This window comes from Amycolatopsis rubida (assembly GCF_900115345.1).
GTDB classification, from domain to species: domain Bacteria; phylum Actinomycetota; class Actinomycetes; order Mycobacteriales; family Pseudonocardiaceae; genus Amycolatopsis; species Amycolatopsis rubida.
Window position 1 is genome coordinate 40,412 of sequence record NZ_FOWC01000015.1, and the last position, 17,793, is coordinate 58,204.

Annotated in this window: 16 protein-coding genes; 10 read left to right on the plus strand and 6 right to left on the minus strand. The window is 69.3% G+C overall.

What is annotated here, in order from left to right; translation table 11 throughout:
* Positions 1-40: 40 nt before the first annotated feature.
* On the minus strand, positions 41-898 hold the full coding sequence (locus BM362_RS37360) for a MurR/RpiR family transcriptional regulator (RefSeq protein ID WP_161269510.1): 858 nt from the start codon (positions 896-898) through the stop codon (positions 41-43).
* 486 nt (positions 899-1,384) lie between these two features.
* On the opposite strand from BM362_RS37360, the gene BM362_RS37365 reads away from it, so the two are divergent.
* The 6 genes from BM362_RS37365 (at position 1,385) to BM362_RS37385 (ending at position 6,783) form a co-directional block, all read left to right on the plus strand.
* Positions 1,385-2,239: a 3-hydroxyacyl-CoA dehydrogenase family protein gene (locus tag BM362_RS37365; RefSeq protein ID WP_093576363.1), complete on the plus strand. Its 855-nt coding sequence runs from the start codon at positions 1,385-1,387 to the stop codon at positions 2,237-2,239.
* Between the two features lie 31 nt (positions 2,240-2,270).
* Positions 2,271-3,353, plus strand: coding sequence for a D-2-hydroxyacid dehydrogenase (locus tag BM362_RS37370; RefSeq protein WP_093576364.1), 1,083 nt, complete (start codon positions 2,271-2,273; stop codon positions 3,351-3,353).
* A gap of 9 nt (positions 3,354-3,362) precedes the next feature.
* Positions 3,363-4,469, plus strand: coding sequence for an FAD-dependent oxidoreductase (locus BM362_RS37375; RefSeq protein ID WP_093576365.1), 1,107 nt, complete (start codon positions 3,363-3,365; stop codon positions 4,467-4,469).
* Between the two features lie 249 nt (positions 4,470-4,718).
* The gene (locus tag BM362_RS37380; protein ID WP_143132603.1) at positions 4,719-6,317 is read left to right on the plus strand and encodes a purine-cytosine permease family protein; all 1,599 of its coding nucleotides are present in this window, start codon (positions 4,719-4,721) and stop codon (positions 6,315-6,317) included.
* Positions 6,314-6,460, plus strand: coding sequence for an alpha/beta fold hydrolase (locus tag BM362_RS47095; protein ID WP_143132604.1), 147 nt, complete (start codon positions 6,314-6,316; stop codon positions 6,458-6,460). The genes BM362_RS37380 and BM362_RS47095 overlap by 4 nt, the downstream gene beginning before the upstream one ends.
* Positions 6,457-6,783 carry an alpha/beta fold hydrolase gene (locus tag BM362_RS37385; RefSeq protein WP_067581937.1) on the plus strand — a complete coding sequence of 109 codons (327 nt, stop codon included), beginning with the start codon at positions 6,457-6,459 and terminating at the stop codon, positions 6,781-6,783. Before BM362_RS47095 ends, BM362_RS37385 begins: the two co-directional genes overlap by 4 nt.
* A gap of 235 nt (positions 6,784-7,018) precedes the next feature.
* Here BM362_RS37385 and BM362_RS37390 read toward each other — a convergent pair whose 3' ends face one another.
* Positions 7,019-8,047, minus strand: a complete 1,029-nt coding sequence (locus tag BM362_RS37390; protein WP_093576367.1) for a LacI family DNA-binding transcriptional regulator — start codon at positions 8,045-8,047, stop codon at positions 7,019-7,021.
* 139 nt (positions 8,048-8,186) lie between these two features.
* On the opposite strand from BM362_RS37390, the gene BM362_RS37395 reads away from it, so the two are divergent.
* The 3 genes from BM362_RS37395 (at position 8,187) to BM362_RS37405 (ending at position 11,717) form a co-directional block, all read left to right on the plus strand.
* Positions 8,187-8,960, plus strand: coding sequence for a nitrilase-related carbon-nitrogen hydrolase (locus BM362_RS37395; RefSeq protein ID WP_093576368.1), 774 nt, complete (start codon positions 8,187-8,189; stop codon positions 8,958-8,960).
* A gap of 76 nt (positions 8,961-9,036) precedes the next feature.
* Complete coding sequence (locus BM362_RS37400) at positions 9,037-10,215, plus strand: M24 family metallopeptidase (RefSeq protein ID WP_067581949.1); 1,179 nt, start codon at positions 9,037-9,039, stop codon at positions 10,213-10,215.
* 17 nt (positions 10,216-10,232) lie between these two features.
* On the plus strand, positions 10,233-11,717 hold the full coding sequence (locus tag BM362_RS37405; protein WP_208865456.1) for a PucR family transcriptional regulator: 1,485 nt from the start codon (positions 10,233-10,235) through the stop codon (positions 11,715-11,717).
* Here the strand turns inward: BM362_RS37405 and gabT are convergent.
* The gene (gabT, locus tag BM362_RS37410) at positions 11,682-13,007 is read right to left on the minus strand and encodes a 4-aminobutyrate--2-oxoglutarate transaminase (protein ID WP_067582376.1); all 1,326 of its coding nucleotides are present in this window, start codon (positions 13,005-13,007) and stop codon (positions 11,682-11,684) included. The two genes, BM362_RS37405 and gabT, sit on opposite strands and share 36 nt — an antisense overlap.
* A gap of 176 nt (positions 13,008-13,183) precedes the next feature.
* Here gabT and BM362_RS37415 point away from each other — a divergent pair, with 176 nt between their 5' ends.
* On the plus strand, positions 13,184-14,656 hold the full coding sequence (locus BM362_RS37415; RefSeq protein WP_067581956.1) for an aldehyde dehydrogenase family protein: 1,473 nt from the start codon (positions 13,184-13,186) through the stop codon (positions 14,654-14,656).
* A 3-nt stretch (positions 14,657-14,659) separates the two neighbouring features.
* On the opposite strand, the gene BM362_RS37420 is transcribed toward BM362_RS37415, so the two are convergent.
* From BM362_RS37420 to BM362_RS37430, 3 genes are read right to left on the minus strand one after another with little or no spacing between them, the layout of a single operon-like run.
* Entirely contained in the window at positions 14,660-15,547 is an 888-nt protein-coding gene (locus BM362_RS37420) for an NAD(P)-dependent oxidoreductase (protein ID WP_093576370.1), read from the minus strand.
* 31 nt (positions 15,548-15,578) lie between these two features.
* Positions 15,579-16,601: a D-2-hydroxyacid dehydrogenase gene (locus BM362_RS37425; protein ID WP_093576371.1), complete on the minus strand. Its 1,023-nt coding sequence runs from the start codon at positions 16,599-16,601 to the stop codon at positions 15,579-15,581.
* 22 nt (positions 16,602-16,623) lie between these two features.
* On the minus strand, positions 16,624-17,781 hold the full coding sequence (locus BM362_RS37430; RefSeq protein WP_093576372.1) for an NAD(P)/FAD-dependent oxidoreductase: 1,158 nt from the start codon (positions 17,779-17,781) through the stop codon (positions 16,624-16,626).
* Between the last annotated feature and the right edge of the window lie 12 nt (positions 17,782-17,793).

The following is a 17,793-nucleotide window of genomic DNA, read 5'->3' on the forward strand; positions in this document are numbered from 1 at the left end:
TGACGTCGAGAAAGCCGACCGCCATCCGGGCGGCGGGCAGTTACGAGGATTCGTACGTTTGCAGGATCTCCCAGGACTGCTGTGCCGCGGCTAGCTGTTCCCGGGTGCGATCGACGTCGACGTTCGCCAACCCGTCGACGATGCCGTACATGAGCGAGGTCGCCGCAGTGACTGACTGGAAGAAGGAAACACCTTCGCTTGGTACGACCAGAATGTGATCCGCGAGTTCGGCGAACGGACCGCGGCGCAGATCCGTGACAGCTATGACGCGCGCCCCGCGATGCCTGGCCAGCCGAGCCGACCTGACGAGGTCGCCGATGGGGCGCCAGGCGGTGAGCACGACCAACGTGTCCTCCGGGCCGAAGCCCGTCAGCGCCGCCGAGAGATGTACCGCACCCCTGGTCTCGGCAGTGATCGGGTATCCGAGAGCGGAACCGAGATGGGCCAGCACCTGACCGGGCGCGGCGAAAGTCCCCGTGGCGGCAACGACCACCCGGGCGGAGCCCGCGATCCGCCTGATGACCGCGTCGATCTCGGCGGGCTCGACGGACTCCAGCGCGTCCTTGAGATTCTGGATGTCCTGCTGGAAGGCGGAATGCCCGGGCCCGAGCGGCCCCTTCCGGCGGGTTTGGAAAGTCTCCTCCGACGTGAGCGACGCCAGATACTTGGCTCGCAGCTCACGCTGGAGTGCGGGCCATCCCTCGAAACCCAGTGCCTGGGCGCATCGCACGACGCTGCTCGGGTTCACCTGGGCACGCGAGGCGATATCACCGACCTCGCCGTACGACGCGATCTTGGGATTGGTGATCAGCGTCTGCAGAACCCGGTCGAGTGCGGGCGACAGCCCTTTGTGAGGGCGCAGCGCCTCAAGCCACACAGCAACGTTGCGGGGTTCCATGGCTGCAACCATAGGTGCAGAAAATCAAATCTGCAACTGTTCGTGCAAGATCGGTGAGTCTCCGGCCATGGGGCGGTGCCGGATCGCGGCATCACGCTGATGCTTGCGAGTGCCCGGCACGAAGGGCTCGGGCATCCGGGCACTGCGTCGCAGGACCCGCTGCCGCGCTATGCGAAGGACCTTCCAGCGATACCGCCAGCCGGCCGGAAGCCGGCACGCCCTGAGCTCCGCCCGGTTGCCCGGGACGGAAAGATCCGGCTTGGAGCTCGCCGGCATCGGGCCGATCCGCGCTGGCCTGATCACGAGGGCCGCGGCAGAAGGACGTGCGGTCGCGCGCACCGCTGCCGGTTGACATCGTGTCCAGCGGGAGCCTAGCCTCCTCCACTCAAATGCAAAAACCCTTTTTCAAGGCTGGGCAGCGACTGCTCCGGTGGCGCGGTGCGGCTGCCCGCTCCCGGGGGGTATTGAGCTGACCGGAGGTGGAACATGCGTGTCGTCGTCCTCGGCACTGGGCGGATGGCGGTCGGCATTGCCGCCGCGGCCGCCGGGGGTTCACACCCCACCACGGTGGTGGGGCGTAACGCGGAACGGGCTCGTCAGGCTGCGCGGGAGGCAACGACCCGGGCTGGGCGGCCGGTGCACGGCGGCCCGCTCGACGCGTCGGCGATCGGGGTGGCCGACCTGGTGATCGAGACGATCGTGGAAGACGCCGGGGCCAAAATGGACGTTCTCCGGCTCGTCGGCGAGCTGGGCGGGCCGGGGCTGCTGGTCGCCACGAACACGTCGAGCCTGTCGCTGACGGAGCTGTCCGCGGTGCTCGACCGTCCGGAGCGTTTCTTCGGCCTGCACTTTCTCAATCCGGCGGACCGGACCTGTCTCGTCGAGGTCGCCGGCGGCGCCTCGACCTCGGCCGGGGCGCTCGACGCGGCAGCGGCCTTCGTCGAGTCGATGGGGAAGCACCCGATCCGGGTCAACGCGGAGGTGAAAGGCTTCGTCTGGAACCGGATCCAGTTCGCCGTCTTCCGGGAATGCTTGTCCCTGCTGGAACACGGCGTGGCCGACGCTGCCGACATCGATCTGGCCGTCAGTGCCGGGCTGGCACCGCGCTGGATGGCGATCGGGCCGCTGGGGACCGCTGATCTCGGCGGCCTCGGCACCTTCGTCCGGGTTTCCGGCCAGCTGTTCCCGGAACTGTCCAACGCCGCCGAGGTGCCCGGGTCGGTGGTCGCCGGCGAGGCGCTGCGCCCGCTCGCCGGCGCAGACCGCGCGGAGGTGCTCGAACTCAGGGAACGGATGCTCGAAATCGCCGCGCGCGTGGTCAAGGCCAAGGCCGGCCATTGACTGCAAAATCGCTTTTGCATAGGATGTGCCCATGGTAGAGTTCAGACACCCTCACGTCGTCCCGCCGCTGAGTGCGGACGGCCCGATTCACGTGCTGGTCGCCGGCGTGCCCTACAGCTACAGCAAGCCCTTTCCCGACGGCACCTGGCTGACCGAGCGGCACCGCGAGGCGATCCAGTCGGTGTCACCGCGGATCAATCTGATGCACATGTCGCGGGACGAGCTCGCATCGGGAGCCGAGCCCGCGTTCCCGCCGGAGGTGATCCTCACCGAGACCACCGGCACCGCGAGCGAGTGGGACGATTCGGAATGGCTGCGGTTTCTGGTCCGGGGCCGCGACATTCAGCGGCTCCAGGGACCGAAACTGCGTTGGCTCCAATCCTGCAGCCACGGCATCGAGAAGGTCGCGCCGATTCTGGCGCCGCACGTCACGATGGTCCGGGCGGTCGACATCCACAGCGCGGGGCTCGCGGAGAGTGTTCTCGCGGCGATGCTCCTGCACGCCAAGCGCCTGCTGGAGCGGGTCGAGAACCAGCGTGCGCACCGGTGGGACATGATCGAATACGGCGAGTTGCACGGCAAGACGGCCGTTGTGCTCGGCGCCGGGAGTCTCGGGAACGGATTCGCCAAGCTGGCCCGTGCGTTCGGCATGCGGGTGGCCGGCGTCCGGCGCAATCCCGAACCGCATCCGCTGTACGACGAAATGCACGGCGGTGGGCTCGAGGACCTGTTGCCCCGCGCCGATTATCTGATCGCCGCGCTGCCGAAGACCCCCGAGACCCTCGACCTCGTCACGGCCAAGCAGCTCGCCCTCCTCCCGCCGCACGCCTTCGTGGCCAACATCGGGCGAGGCGAGGTGCTCAACGAGGCAGACCTCGCCGCGGCGCTGCGCGAGGGGGTCATCGCCGGCGCGTACCTGGATGTCTTCGTGCAGGAGCCGCTCGGCGAAGACAGCGAGCTCTGGGACACGCCGAACCTGTTGATCACACCGCACGACGCGCACTTCTCCGCGAGCGTGGGCGATCGCAACGTCGACCTGCTGTGCGAAAACCTCCGTCATTACCTCGCCGGGGAGCCTCTGCGCGGGGTACCCGATTTCGAAGCCGGATACTGAGGTGCGACCGTGACGAAACGGGTTCTCGTGTGCGGCGCGGGCATCGGCGGCCTCACCGCCGGTCTCCGTTTCCGCCAGCTCGGCTGGGAAGTGCTGTTGTTCGAGCGCGAGCCGGAGATCCGGACCGCCGGCGCGGGGCTGAACCTGTGGCCGAACGGCGTCCGCATCCTGCGTGAGCTCGGGGTCGGCGAGCAGCTCGCGTCGATTTCGACCTCGCTCAGCCGCTACCGTACCTTCAGTTCGACGGGCGAGGTTCTCGACGTCCGGGACATCACCGCGTGGTCGGCGCGGTTCGGCGGCGTACTGGCCGGCGTCTACCGGCGCGATCTGAACCGGATGCTGGCCGACGCGCTGGGCCGCGAGCGCATTCACCTCGACCATGCGCTGACCGGGGTGGAAGAATCCGCCGACCGGGTCACCTGCCGATTCTCCAACGGCCGCGTGGTGCACGGTGATGTCCTCATCGGCGCGGACGGAATCCATTCCGTGGTCCGCACGTCGTTGTTCGGCGAGCGCGAATTCAGCTCGGACGGTCTCGTGCGCTGGCGCGGCCTGTTCGACCTGGCGGACACCGGCATCGACCCGATGGCCGAAGCGGAGGTATGGGGACCGGACGGGCATTTCGGTTATCTGCCGATGGGAAAGGGCCGGGCCTATTGGTTCGCGGCAGGGGACGGACTCGTCGACGATGTCGAGGCGTTCTTCGCCCGTTTCGGCGCCTGGGCAGGCAGCCCGGTGCCGGATCTGCTGCGGGCAACGGACCGGCCGACGATCATCCGGAATGCACTGCACGATTTCGTCAAGCCGCTCAAGGAATGGTGTTCCTCGCGCATTGCCCTGCTCGGTGACGCCGCGCATCCGATGTTGCCGGGGCTGGCGCAGGGAGCCAACCAGGCACTCGCCGATGTGAGTGCGCTCGGCCGCGCGCTCGAGTCCGGGAGGGACGTCCCCGCTGCGCTCGCGGCCTACCAGGAGGAACGGATCGCGGCCGTGGAACCGGTGGTCCGGCTGTCCCGGTCGCTGTTCGACTTCGGAAGCGAAAACCTCGATTCCGAGCTGGGGTCCGGGAATCCGTTGTTCGCGCGTTACGAACGCTATGTCGAAGGGGTGTACTGACCCGGCTCGAAGGCAGGGGAGGCCGGGAAAGTGACCGTTGACACAGTTGGAAAAGCGCTTTACCGTTGAGTGGTGGGAACAGCGGGCCCCGGTATCGAAGACCTGCGCGGGGATTGCTGCGGCTGATCAGCCGGCGCGCCACCGGATCGCGGTACCACTGCGATCACTTCCGATTGCTCGCGACCACTGCCCTGTCCAGTCTCCTGGAAATGAAGCCACATGTCCCGTGATACCGGTATTCCCGTCCCCTTGGACGTCACTTATTCCGATGATCCGACGGTAGTGAAGAGGTCGGCCGCCGAGGACTACACGAACCACGTGGTCCCGCTGACCTGGCGCAGCAGCACAAGGTCGCTCTCCATGGCCTGGTATTCACTGCTGAGCGGAATGTTCTATCTGGTCACCGCGGCCACGCTGACCGCGACGGTGGGTGCCGTCGATGCGTTGATCGGAATCGTGCTCGCGTGTGCGATCTACGGCGTTCTGGGTTTCGTGTTCTCGAAGTTCGCCGCGCGCACCGGCCTCACCGCGTTTCTGTTCTCGCAACGGTTGTTCGGCACGAGAGGCGCGGTGATCGCCTCGATCATCCTTGCCGCGACGGGAATCTACTACGCGGTTTTCGAGATTTCCGTCGCGGCGGAAGCATTCCATGCCTATTTCGGGTGGTTCGACCTGTGGCTGTGGTACGCGCTCGTCATCGTGCTGAACCTGCCGCTCGTCATGGGCGGGGTCCGCAAGTGGATGGACAAGGGAAACCGGGTCCTGCTTCCGGTCTACGTCATCGGCCTGCTGGTGGCGGTGCTGGTGGCGAATGCGGGCAACCGGGACGCGTTCGGCTGGATCAGGCAGGCGCCGGCCGGGCCGGGGAACCTGGCGGCGCCAGGCTGGCTGTACGTCTGCTTCGTGTACCTGGGCATTCTGGTTTTCGTGTTGTTCACCATGGACTTCGCCCGGATGGGAAGGCCCCAGGACGTCCGGGTGAACGGCCTGGTCACGTTCGGGCCCCTGTTCTACGTGCTGACGTTGCTCGGCAACGGCCTGGCCGGAATCCTCATCGCGTATTCCGGGAAATTCCTCGGAGCGGCGTCCGAAGCGACGGTGCTGACCACGATCGTCGCCCTCCTCGGCGGGTGGGGGATTCTGTTCATCTGGGTGAACCAGGCGCGGGTGAACGCCGGGAATCTCTATGTCGCGTCGATCAACCTGGTGGTGTGCTTCCGCAAGCTGTTCCGGATCCGGTTGTCGCGGATCGGCGCCACCTTGCTCTGCGGGGCGGTGGCGTACCTGATGATCCTCACCGATGTGCCGAGCTATCTGCTGCTCGCCCTGGCCTGGCAAGGCGTGTTCGTGGCGGGCTGGATCGGGATCGCGCTCGTGCACATCGCGATGTCCCGCAAGAGTCCCGGCGCCACGCTGCCGGAGTTCCGCCCCGGCCGGCTGGCGAGTGTGGCCGCGAGCACCTGGCTCTGGGTGGCCGTTTCCGTGCTGGGCATCCTGTTCAACCAGTACGGCGGCGCGATCGGCCGGACCTGGTCGACGCCGGCCACCCTGCTCGTCGCCGCTGGGGCGTACGCGGTGATCTACCGCAGGCAGTCCCGCACCGTCGTGCTCCGGCGGCAGCACGACCCGCGCGACGAGGTCGCCGACATCTGGGCGGCGCGGGTGAAGTGTCATGTCTGCGCGGAAAGCTATGCCGCAGTGGAAATGGACCGGGATCCGCGAAGCACCGAACTGAAGGCGATTTGCGCCTCGTGCGCAGGGCTGAGCAGGGAGTTCCATCGTGCCTGCGTCGCCGAACACGAATCCCGGCAGCGGGATCCGGCGGCCGGAAAGCGGGTGACCACGTGACCACGCCGGTTCTCGTTCTCGTGCACGGCTCCTGGCACGGCGGGTGGGCGTGGGACGGCGTTCGCCCGCACCTGGACGCGGACGGCTGCCGGACCCTCGCGCCCACCCTTCCCGGGCAGGGCTGCGGCACGCGGATCCGGTGACCGCGGCCGTCGAGACGGTGCTCGCCGAGGACGTTTCCGATCTCATCCTCGCGGGGCACAGTTTCGGCGGCTCAGTCGTGCACCGGGCGGCCGAAGAGCTTGGCGACCGCGTCGGCGGGCTGTTCTTCCTGACCGCTTTCGTGCTCCATGACGGGGAAAGCGTGGCGGACACTGTCTACCCGGGGCTGGCGGCGAGCCGCGCGGGCAAGCCCCGGCTACAGCGTGTCCTGCCCGTGGGACGTCTTCCGCCAGTCCTGCATGAACGAGGCAGCGGAAGCGGAGGCGCGCGGTGTGGATGCGGCAGCAGCCGCACCAGTGCGTGACCTACACGGACAAAGCCGAGCTCAAACGGTTCCCGGACCCCGGCGTTCCGATCACGTATGTCGCAGCCGGGCAGGATCTGACACTGGGCGATCCGGCATCCCGGGATGTCGTCGCGTCTTCCTGCGCGGGCGCGGGTGTTCGAGATCTACGGCGACCATCAGATGATGTGCGCCCGGTCTGCCGTGGTGGCCGAATTGCTCAGGAGTCCCGGCGGCACTGCGCAAACCCGGGTGCTCACCCCGAAGCGCCCCGCGCGGTGGAATCGCGTACCACCAGGTCGGCCGGGATCAGCTCGCCCTGCTTTTTCCCGCCCGCGGAACCGCCTTCGATGGTGTCGATGAGCATCGAGAGGGCTTTCACGCCGATGACGGCCGGGTGGAGGTCGAGGGCGGTGATCATCGGGTTCGGGATGCGCAGCAGCGGCGAATCCGTGATGGACGCGATGCCGAGCTGGTCCGGGACGCTGATCCCCAGGTCCCGGGCCGCCGTCATGGCGCCGATGGCGAGGGCGTCGAGCGTTGCGTACACACTGTCGATCTCGCCGCGGCGGGTCCGCAGCGCGGCGGACATCGCTTGGCGGCCCGACTCGTCGGTGAGCCTGCCGTCGACCTCGACGATCCGGTCCGGGATCGTCCGCTCGGCGCACCAGCCGCGGTAGGTCCTCGTGACGCTCTCGACGTAGGAAAGACCCCGGCCGCCGGTGAGGACCGCCGGGCGGCGGTAACCCTGGTCCCAGAGGTGGTCGAGGACCATTGTCGTCGCCGCGTCGTGGTCGGTGTCCACGAAGGGGATCGAGCTGCTGCCGGTCACGATGCGGCCCATGGTGACCACCGGTTTGCCCTGGCCGCGCATCGCGCCGAGCAGGGTCTCCTGCCCGAGCGGGTCGATCACCGTCGCCCCTTCGAACCCGAGGCGTTCGATGTGCGCGACCGGCGCCTGCGGCGGCAGCACCACCAGGGCGTACCCGCGCTCCAGCGCGTGGCTCGAAGCTGCGTTGAGGATGTCGGTGATGTAGGCGAGGTCGGGAACGAGGGTCTCCGGTCCGAACCCCGACGCTTGGATGGCCAGCAGCGTGGAACGCCCGGTGGCGAGCCCGCGGGCGGTGAAGCTGGGGGTGTAGCCGAGGCGTTCCGCCGCCTGCCGCACGTGGTCGCGAGTCTCCTGCGGCAGCCGTCCCTTGCCGCTCAAGGCATGCGAAACCGTGGTGATGGAAACGTTGGCCGCGGCTGCGACATCGTGGATGCTCGGGCGTCTCGTGTTCATGGTGCGGTCAGCCTATCCCAGCCGCTTCGATCGTTCAGGCAGTGCGCGCGACGTCGGTTGACGCCCGGGTACCGGGCGGATAATCTTCTGGTAAAGCACTTTTGCAGTATGCCTGGCTGGGCCGGGGTGAGGAGGTGCGATGGGGCAGCTGCCGATCAGGGTGGTGCTGGCCCAGCTGCAACCGGTACCGGCTTCGGTCCCACGCAATATCGCGGCGGTCGCGCACACGCTGGCCTCTTTTCCGGAAGCGGATCTCGCCGTCTTTCCGGAGCTTTTTCTTTCGGGTTACGGGCTCGATTACGTCCGCGATGTCGCTCTCGATCTCGGGTCGGAAGAACTGGCTGCGATATGCGCGCTGGCCGCGCGGTATTCGACCGCGACGGTGCTCGGGTTTCCGGAGGCGGGGGCCGGGATCTACAACTCGCTCCTGTGCGTCGACCGGGACGGCAGGGTCGCCGGGGTGCATCGCAAGACGCATCTGTTCGGCAGGGAGCGCGCGGTTTTCCGGCCTGATGACGAGGTTGCCGCGGTGGAGCTGGCCGGTCTCCGGATCGCGCCGATGACCTGTTTCGAGGTCGAGTTCCCCGAGGTGGCCCGCACTCTCGCGAGGCAGGAACCGGACCTGTTCGTCGCGGTGGCGGCGAACATGGATCCCTACGGTCCCGAACACCGGATCGCCATCCGGGCGCGCGCACTCGAAAACCGCACGCCATTGGTGTATGTGAATCGGACCGGTGTCGAGGACGGGCTCCGGTTTACCGGTGAATCCTGTACGGTCGGCGCGAACGGTGCCGTTCTGCACTCTCTCGGAGGCGCGGCTCAGGTGATTTCCGTCGATGTTTCCCTGAATCGGTCCGCTCCGGCCGAAGTCGATTACCGCCGGCATCTGCGGCCTGAGCTGTACCACGGTTGACACCGCTCCGGTCGGCTGCTTACGCTTGCCTAAGCGCTTTTGCATCCGGATCGGTGCACTGGGGAAAGGTGAAGGAATGAACCGGCGTTACGACTGGCCCGACGTGGATCAGGCCGCCCTTCGGGCAGCGCGCACGGCTCGGCTGAAGGAGTTCTGCGACGAAGCCGGGCTGGATCACATCCTCCTGCAGGAGCCTGACAACATCCGGTACGCCACCGGCTATCGTTCGCACCTCACCGCGGACTCCGCGTGGCACGCGGCATTGGTCTCCGCGGACGGCGAGGCTGAGGTCTTCGTGGAGTACGTCGACGAGACGATCGAGAATCCCATCGCCGACCTGCCGAACGTGCGCGCGCTGCACCCGCACCCGGGATGGAGCCCCGCGAGCGCGAACCCGCGCACCTGGGTGCGGCTCGTGGCCGGGCGGATCGCCGCCGCGGGCGCCCGGCGGATCGGTGTCGACGCCATCGACGTGGCACTCGTCGAAGCACTCCGCCGGGCGTGCCCGTCGGTCGAGTTCGTTCCGTCGAGCACGGCGTTCTACCGGGTCCGGCGGGTCAAGGACCCGCTGGAGATCGTGCTCGTCGAGGCTGCGTCGCGGGTCAACTCGCTGGCGATGGACGCGGCGATGTCGATCGTGGCGCCGGGCGTGACGGACGACGAGATCCTCGGCGAGGCGGCCAGGGCACAGCTGAAAGCCGGCGTCGAGTTCGTCACGCATTCCGTGTGCAATGTGCGTGGCGGGAGCGGTGCCTGGTTCGCCAGGAACGCGTCCCTGCGGGAAGGGGACGCGTACTTCTTCGACATCGGCTGCTACGGCGTCGGCGGATACGGGTCCGATGCGGCCAGGACGGCGTTCGTCGGCGAGCCCCGGCGCGAGGTTTTCCAGGCGTACCAGCACCTTCTGGCGGCGTACGAGATCGCGCGGGACCTCGCTCGCCCCGGCGTCCGGATGTCGGCCATCCACCGCGCGGTCAACGATTACCTGTCGCGGCAAGGGCTCGGCCGCACGCCTTACGCGATCGGGCACGGAATCGGGCTCCGCCTGTGCGAACTGCCGGTCGCCGCGAATGCCTCGCTGATGGATGTCGACGACACCCTCGAAACCGGGATGTGCATTGCGCTCGAACCCGAGACGAGCGTGGAAGCCGGCGGCGCGATCGTCGTGGTCAAGGTGGAGGACAACTTCGTCGTGGAGGAGACCGGGCTGCGCGCCCTGACCACTCCGTACCCGGCGGAGGCGGCGCTCGTGTGACGGCCAGGAGCGTCCCGGTGCGCTGGCTCGTGGAGCAGCGGCAGCTCGGGCTGTCCGTGGCCGGCGGGGAGAAGGGGCTGGACCGGGAGATCGGCTGGGCGCACAGCATCGAGCTGGCCGATCCCCGGCGGTGGCTCCGCGGTGGCGAGTTGCTGCTGACGACCGGGTTGCGGCTGCCGCCAGGGGACGGCCGCCGCTATCTCCAGCGGTTGGCCGAGGCGGGGGTCGCGGCACTGGGGTTCGGGGTCGGTTTGTCGCACGCGGCGATCCCGGCGCAGCTCGTCGAGGCCGCCGGCGAGCTGGCGCTGCCGGTGCTGGAGGTGCCGCTGCGGACGCCGTTCGTGGCGATCGTGCGAACGGTCACCGATCGCCTCGCCGAACAGGAGTACGAGGGCGTGGTGCGGGCTTCCCGGGCGCTGCCCCGGATGACGAGGGCCGCGCTCCGGGGCGGCCCGGCGGCGGTGGTCCGGAGCCTCGTGGCCGCCACGGGTTCCGACGTCGTCCTCTGCGCCCCGAACGGGAACGTCCTCGCCGCCCATCCGCCTGCCGCGGCGAATCTGCCGGTCCGCGACGATCTGGCGGCGGCCTGCCGAAACGCCGGGACGACGTGCTCCCGCGCCGGAGCACATGGGGTGGTGACCGTGCACCCGATCCGGGCGGGCCGCCGGGTGCGCGCACTCCTGGTGCTGGCGGCCAGGAGGGACCTCGCCTCGGCCGATCATCTGCTGATCGGGCACGCGGTGTCGCTCATCGCGATGGAGCAGGAAGGACCGCCCGGGATGCGGGAAACCCGGCGCGAGCTGAGCGGCCTGGTCCTTTCTCTGGTGCTGGAGGGCGACCTCGACGCCGCGAAGGCCGAGCGGTACCTGCGGCTCGCCGGGCTTCCGGTCGGCGACGAACTCGTGGTGCTGGCCATCCGCGGACCGCTCGTCGCGGTGCCGGACCTTCCGCACGTCGCAGCGGCCCGCGACGGATACGCCGTCGTGGTGCTTCCGGGCGATCCGGCTGTCGAGCAGTGGCTGCGGGAAATCCGCCGGACCGGGGGCACGCCGGCCATCGGACTGGCGCGAACCAGCGTGGTATCCGGCCTGGCAGCCGCCGCGCGAAAAGCCGACGTGGCGGCCGGGGTCGCGCAGGCGCAGCGGAAGACACTCGTCGAGTTCGACGCGCTGGCTGGCCGGATCCTGGCCGGGCACCCGCAAACCCGGGCGGTCCTGCACGCCGTCGCGGAGACCCGCCTCCGCCCGCTGGCCGAGGTCGACGAGGCGGGAGGCACCGCTCTCGTCATGACCCTGCAGTCCTTCCTTGAGCACCACGGCCAGTGGGAGGCGGCGTCCGCGGCGCTCGGCGTGCACCGGCACACGCTGCGGAACCGGATGGAGCGGATCCAGGAGCTGCTCGGGACCGATCTCGCTTCCGCGCACGTGCGCGCCGAGCTCCTGCTGGCCTTGACTGCCTGGCGTCCGTCACACCTCCGCGGCGACGGCCGAGCGCAGCACTGACAGGCCTTCCGCCAGCAAGTCGTCCGAAATGGACAGTGGGGGCAGGAACCGGAGCACGTTGCCGAAGCTGCCCGCCGTGAGCACCAGCAGACCTTCCCGATGACAGCGGGCGGCGACGCGCGCGGTGAGACCGGGATCCGGCCGGCGGTCACCGTGGACCAGCTCGATCGCGATCATCGCGCCCCGGCCGCGCACCTCGCCGACGGCTTCGTGCGAGCGCTGGAGGTCGTGCAACGCCGGGAGCATGATCTCGCCGATCCGGCGGGCCCTGGCCAGCAGATCGTGTTCCTCGATCTCTTCGAACACGCCGAGCGCGGCCGCGCAGGCCACGGGATTCCCGCTGAACGTTCCGCCGAGGCCGCCCGCGGGCGCGGCGTCCATCAGGTCCGCCCGGCCGGTGACCGCGGCGATCGGCAGCCCGCCGCCGAGACCCTTGGCCGAGGTGACGAGGTCCGCCCGGATTCCTTCGTGCTCGCTGGCGAACCAGGAGCCGGTGCGGGCGATGCCGGCCTGGACCTCGTCCACGATCAGGATCAGCCCGCGGTCGGAGCAGATCTGCCGGACCGCCGGCAGGAATCCGGGCGCAGGCACGATGAACCCGCCCTCGCCCTGGATCGGCTCGACGACCACGGCCGCGACAGTGCCGGCGCCGACCTGGCGGTCGATGAGATCGGCGAGTGCGTCGGCGGCTTCCCGCGCGCAGTTCTCCGGCCCGGTGGGCCACCGGTAGGGGTAGGCCATCGGGGCGCGGTGGACGTCACCGACGAATGGCCCGAAACCCTGTTTGTACGGAATGTTCTTGGCAGTCAAGGCCATCGTGAGCAGGGTGCGGCCATGGAAGGCGTGATCGAACACGACGATCCCGGGTCGTCCGGTGGCCGCCCGGGCGACCTTGACGGCATTCTCGACCGCTTCGGCGCCGCTGTTGAACAATGCCGTGCGCGCTGCACCGGCGACCGGCGCCAGCTCGTTCAGCTTTTCGCAGACCGCGACATACGATTCGTAAGGATTGACCAGGTAGCAGGTGTGGGTGAACCGCCGGAGCTGCTCGGTGGCCCGCGCTACCACGTGTGGCGCGGAATTGCCGACGGTCGTCACCGCGATGCCGCTGCCGAAGTCGATGAACGCATTGCCGTCGACGTCGGCGATGACGCCACCGCTCGCGGATTCCACGAACACCGGAAGCGCGGAGCCGAGCCCGGCCGGGAGGGCCGCGCGCTGCCGGGCCAGCAAGGTCTGCGACCGCGGCCCCGGTACCTCGGTGCGGACGCGGCGGACTTGGTCGGTCATGTCGTGGCCTCCAGAAAGGACGGATTCGCTGCGGTACCGATGCAAACAGCGCCACGGCGGGAGATCGATGGCCGAAACGGCGTGCGGCAGCCGATCGCGCACGCCGATGCGTCCAGTGTGGACCGCGGCCGTGCCCGGCACGATGGACGAATCCTCGTCGATCAGGAAGGACTGCTGTGACAGCGAATACCCCGAGTGCTTCTCTCCGGCATCTGGTGGCAGGGCAGTGGCGGACCGGCTCCGGCGCGCAGCTGATCGACGTGAACCCGGCCCGCCCCGGCGAGATCGTGGCCGAGGGCTTGCTGGCCGGCGCCGGGGAGCTCGACGCGGCGGTCGGCGCGGCCCGCGAGGCGTTTCCCCGGTGGTCGGCGACCCCGCATCCGGTCCGCGGGCGGATCCTGGGCCGGGCCGCCGACCTCCTCGACCAGCGGGCGCAGGAGTGGGGGACCGAGCTGTCCCGCGAAGAAGGCAAGACCGTCGCCGAGGGCATCGGCGAGGTGCGGCGGGCCGCGGAGATCTTGCGCTTCTCCGGCTCCGAGGGCCTGCGGCCGGTCGGCGAGGTCTTCGCTTCGCCGCGGGAAGGCGAGCAGATCCAGGTGCTGCACAAGCCGGTCGGGGTGTTCGCGGTCGTCACGCCGTTCAATTTCCCGATCGCGATCCCGGCGTGGAAAATCGCCCCGGCGCTGAGCTACGGCAACACCGTGGTGTGGAAGCCGGCCAGCGTCGTTCCGCTGCTCGCGATCCGGCTCGCCGAGGCGCTCGTGACGGCCGGGCTGCCGGATGGCGTGCTCAACCTGCTGCTCACCACCGGCGACCTGGGCGGCAGGCTGGTGGATCACCCCGGCATCGATGCCGTCACCTTCACCGGCTCGACCGAAGTCGGCACCCGGCTGATCGAGATCTGCGGCCGCCGCGCGCGCCCGATCCAGACGGAAATGGGCGGCAAGAACGCCGCCGCGGTCCTGGCCGACGCCGATCTCGACCTCGCCGCCGCGGAGGTGATGGCCGGTGCCTTCCGGTCGGCGGGACAGAAGTGCACGGCGACTTCGCGCCTCGTGGTCGCCGACGCGGTGGCCGGCGAATTCCTCGCGATGCTCGCCGACCGCACCGCAGCGCTGAACGTGGGGGACCCGCTGTCGCCGGAAATCCAGATGGGGCCGGTGGTCACGGCGAGCGCCCGGGACCGGATCCAGGCCGCGCTCGATGCCACCGAGCGGGATCCGGTCCGGGTGCTCACCGGCGGGTATCGCTATCCGGACGAATTCCGCCAGGCCGGAGCCTTCCTGCCGCCGACGATCGTCGAGCTGGAGGGCGAAAGCGAGTTGTGGCACGAAGAACTGTTCGGCCCGGTGCTGGCGGTGCGGCGGGTCCGCGACGACCAGGCCGCGCTCGATCTGGTCAACGAGAGCCCGTTCGGGCTGTCCGCGGCGGTGTTCACCGACAACCTGCGGGCCGTTCGCGCGGCGGTGGAACAGCTGGACGTCGGGGTGCTGCACATCAACTCCGAAACCGCCGGAGCAGACCCGCACGTGCCCTTCGGCGGGACCAAGCAGAGCGCGTTCGGCCCCAAAGAACAGGGCCGCGCGGCGCGGGAGTTCTTCACCACGACCACCACCGTGTACCTCCGGGGGTCGAGCGCCCGGCCGTGACGGTCATTCCGGAGCATGCCCGGCGAGCAGCCCGGGCACCAGGCCCAGCGCGGCATGGTCGTGCTCGCCGAGCCCGGCGGACATCGCGCCCGCGAGGAACTGAGCGGCGAGCGCGGTGAGGGGAACTGGCGCGTTGCATTCTTCGGCGACCCCGAGTGCGATGCGAATGTCCTTGTGCTGCAGCCGGATGCGAAAGCCCGGAGCGAATTCGCGGGCGAGCATGCGCTCGGCTTTCCGGTCGAGTACGGCACTCTGCGCCAACCCGCCCCGCAATGCCGAGAGCGCCGCCGCCGTGTCCACCGAGGATCCCGACAGCAGTTGCAGCGCCTCGCCGAGCACGAGAAGGTGACCGGCGACCATCACCTGGTTCGCTGCCTTCACCAGCTGCCCGGCACCCGGCGGGCCGACGTGGGTGACCGTGCCCGCCACCGCGTCCAGATACGGCCGCGCCCGCCGCACCGCCTCGGCGCTCCCGCCGACCATGGCCGAAAGCGTGCCGGTGCGGGCGCCTTCCTCGCCGCCGCTGACAGGTGCGTCAACGGTCAGAAGTCCCCTTTCGGCCGCGAGGGCATCGGTGCGGCGGGCCGTCGCGGGGCTGACTGTGCTGCAATCGATGAGCAGCGTGCCGGGCCGCGCCGACCGGACGATCCCGTCCGGGCCGAGCACGGCTTCCTCGACGGCGGCGTCGTCGGAAAGCATCGCGAAGACCACAGTGCACTCGGCGGCGAGTTCGCCGATCGATCCGGCGAGTTCGCCGCCGCTCGCACTGAACTCGTCGCGGCCGCGGGACGATCGATTGAACCCGCGGACGGAATGGCCGGCCCGCCGCAGATTCAGCGCCATCGGCAGTCCCATCACGCCGAGTCCGGCGAATCCGATCTGGTCGCTCAAGGGTTTTCTCCTGTTCTCGCGGGGTGGCAGGTCAATAGCCTGCGTCCGGGTCGACGACGTTCAGCAGGCTTTCGCCGTCGACGAACCGGCGCAGGTTGTCGGCGAACGCCTTGATCTGATTGTCGCCGAGACGGTGTGAGGAATGGCTGTCGTGTGGCAGGAGCCGGACGGTGGGCAGGCTCCAATACGGGTGGTCGCCCGGTAAGGGTTCCAGCTCGAATGCGTCGAGAAGGGCGCCGGAGAGAGCGTTCCTGCGCAGGGCGTCAACGAGGGCGTCGTCGTCCACGATCGGCCCGCGGGCGATGTTGAGCAGATACGCCGACGGGTCGAGCTGCGCCAGTGCGGCCGCGTCCACCATTCCCCGGGTCGCCTCGGTCAGCGGGCAGGCCACGACCACGTATCGCGCTCCGCGCAAGGCTTCGTGGAGGTGGGACTGCGGGAAGACTGTCCCGAAACCGTCGAGTTTCCGGGCATTCCTGGCCACGCCGACGACCAGCATGCCGAAGGCGTTGCAGAGCCGGGCGATCTCGGCGCCGATGTGCCCGACGCCGAGCACGCAGACCGTGGTCGCCCCCAGCTCACGGCAATCGAGTGCCTCCCACGCGCGGCGGTGTTGATTGTCCCGCCGGGTGTCGAACCGCTTGGCGTGGGCCAGGATTCCCGCCAGGACCACCTCGGCGACGGCCTTCGCGTGGACCCCTGAAGCGCTGGTGAGCGGGACACCGCCGGGAACCAGCGGCAGCAGGTGCTCGACTCCGGCCGAGCAGCTCTGGATCCACCGCAGCTCCCCGGTGATGATGCCGTCGAGCGCCGAGCGGGGGATCAGCCCGGGCAGCGACGCGTACTCGGCCGAAATGCCGCTGGTCTCCAGCAGTACCACGTTCGGCTTGCGCCGGGGCCGCACACCGTCGCTCAGTTCGCGCGCGGAAAGGTGTTCGAGCCGGACCCCGGGAAGGGATTCGAGGACGGTTTCGTGCGCGTCGGTCAGCCAGCGCCCGCACGGGTCGGCCACTTGGAGGCCGAACGGGGTGCCGGCGACGAGGACGTCGGGCATGAGAAGGCTCCTTGCGGCTGGGTCATCCGGCGGCGGGCTGCCGCCGGTGTTCGAGGATGGGCCGGGGGTCGTTGACCGACAGCACGCCGATCTCGCGGCCGGTGCGGTCGAGGTAGCGGACGGTCAGGGAATCCGCGCCTCGCTGGCCGCTCACCCCGTGGCCGGTGGTGGTGCCGGCGAACTGCAGGTGGCAGCCGAAGTGGTCGGACCAGAAGTAGGGAATGCCGTCCAGGACCTGCTTTTCGCTCCCCGCGATGTTCTGCGCGGCCAGCGCGGCCTGGTCGAGGGCATTCGTCCAGTGCTCGATCCGCATCGAACGCCCGTAGCGCGGGTTGAACCATCGGCATACGTCGCCCGCGGCGTACACGTGGGGCGCGGCCTGGAGGCCTGCGTCGCAGTGGATTCCGTCGTCGACGGTCAGCCCGCTCCCGGCCAGCCAGCCGGTGCACGGTTCGGCGCCGACTGCCTCGACGACGAGGTCGGCAGTCAGGACCGCGCCCGTCTCCAGCTCGACGCGTGTCGTCCCGGCCGGGCCCGGGTGGTAGCTGCGCACGGAGGTATTCGACCGGAATCCGACACCCGCCGCGGCCAGCAGCACTCGCTCGAATTCGGCGAGTTCCTTGCCGAAAGCCGGATTGAGCGGCACGTCGAGATTGGTCACCACTTCGACGTCGACGCCGAGCCGGCGCAACGACGACGCGATTTCGAGGCCGAGAACTCCGGCGCCGACGATGACCGCGCTCCGAGCCCCGGCCGCGCGAGCGCGTAAGCACATCGCGTCCCGCCGCCCGCGAAGGACCTGGATGTCCACCGCGTCCCGCCCCGGCACGGGCAGCCGGCGGGGCCGCGAACCCGTGGCCACGACCAGATCGGAATACGTCAGCGTGCGTCCGGTGGCGGTGTGGACCAGGTTCCGGTCCGGCCGCAGCGCGGTGACTTCTTCGCCGAGCAGGACTTCGACACCCTCGGTGGCAGCCATTGCGGCGTAAGGAAGTTCGATGCCGGCGTCCTCGCCGAGAAGGAAGCCCTTCGAAAGCGGGGGCCGGTCGCACGGTTGCTCGGAGTCGCGCTCCAGCACGGTGATCCGGCCTTCGTACCCGGAAGCACGCAGGCTTTCCGCCACGCCGAGCCCGGCAACGCTCGCACCCACGACGACGGTGTGCGCGGAAGGGGAAGACATGTTCGCTCCGAT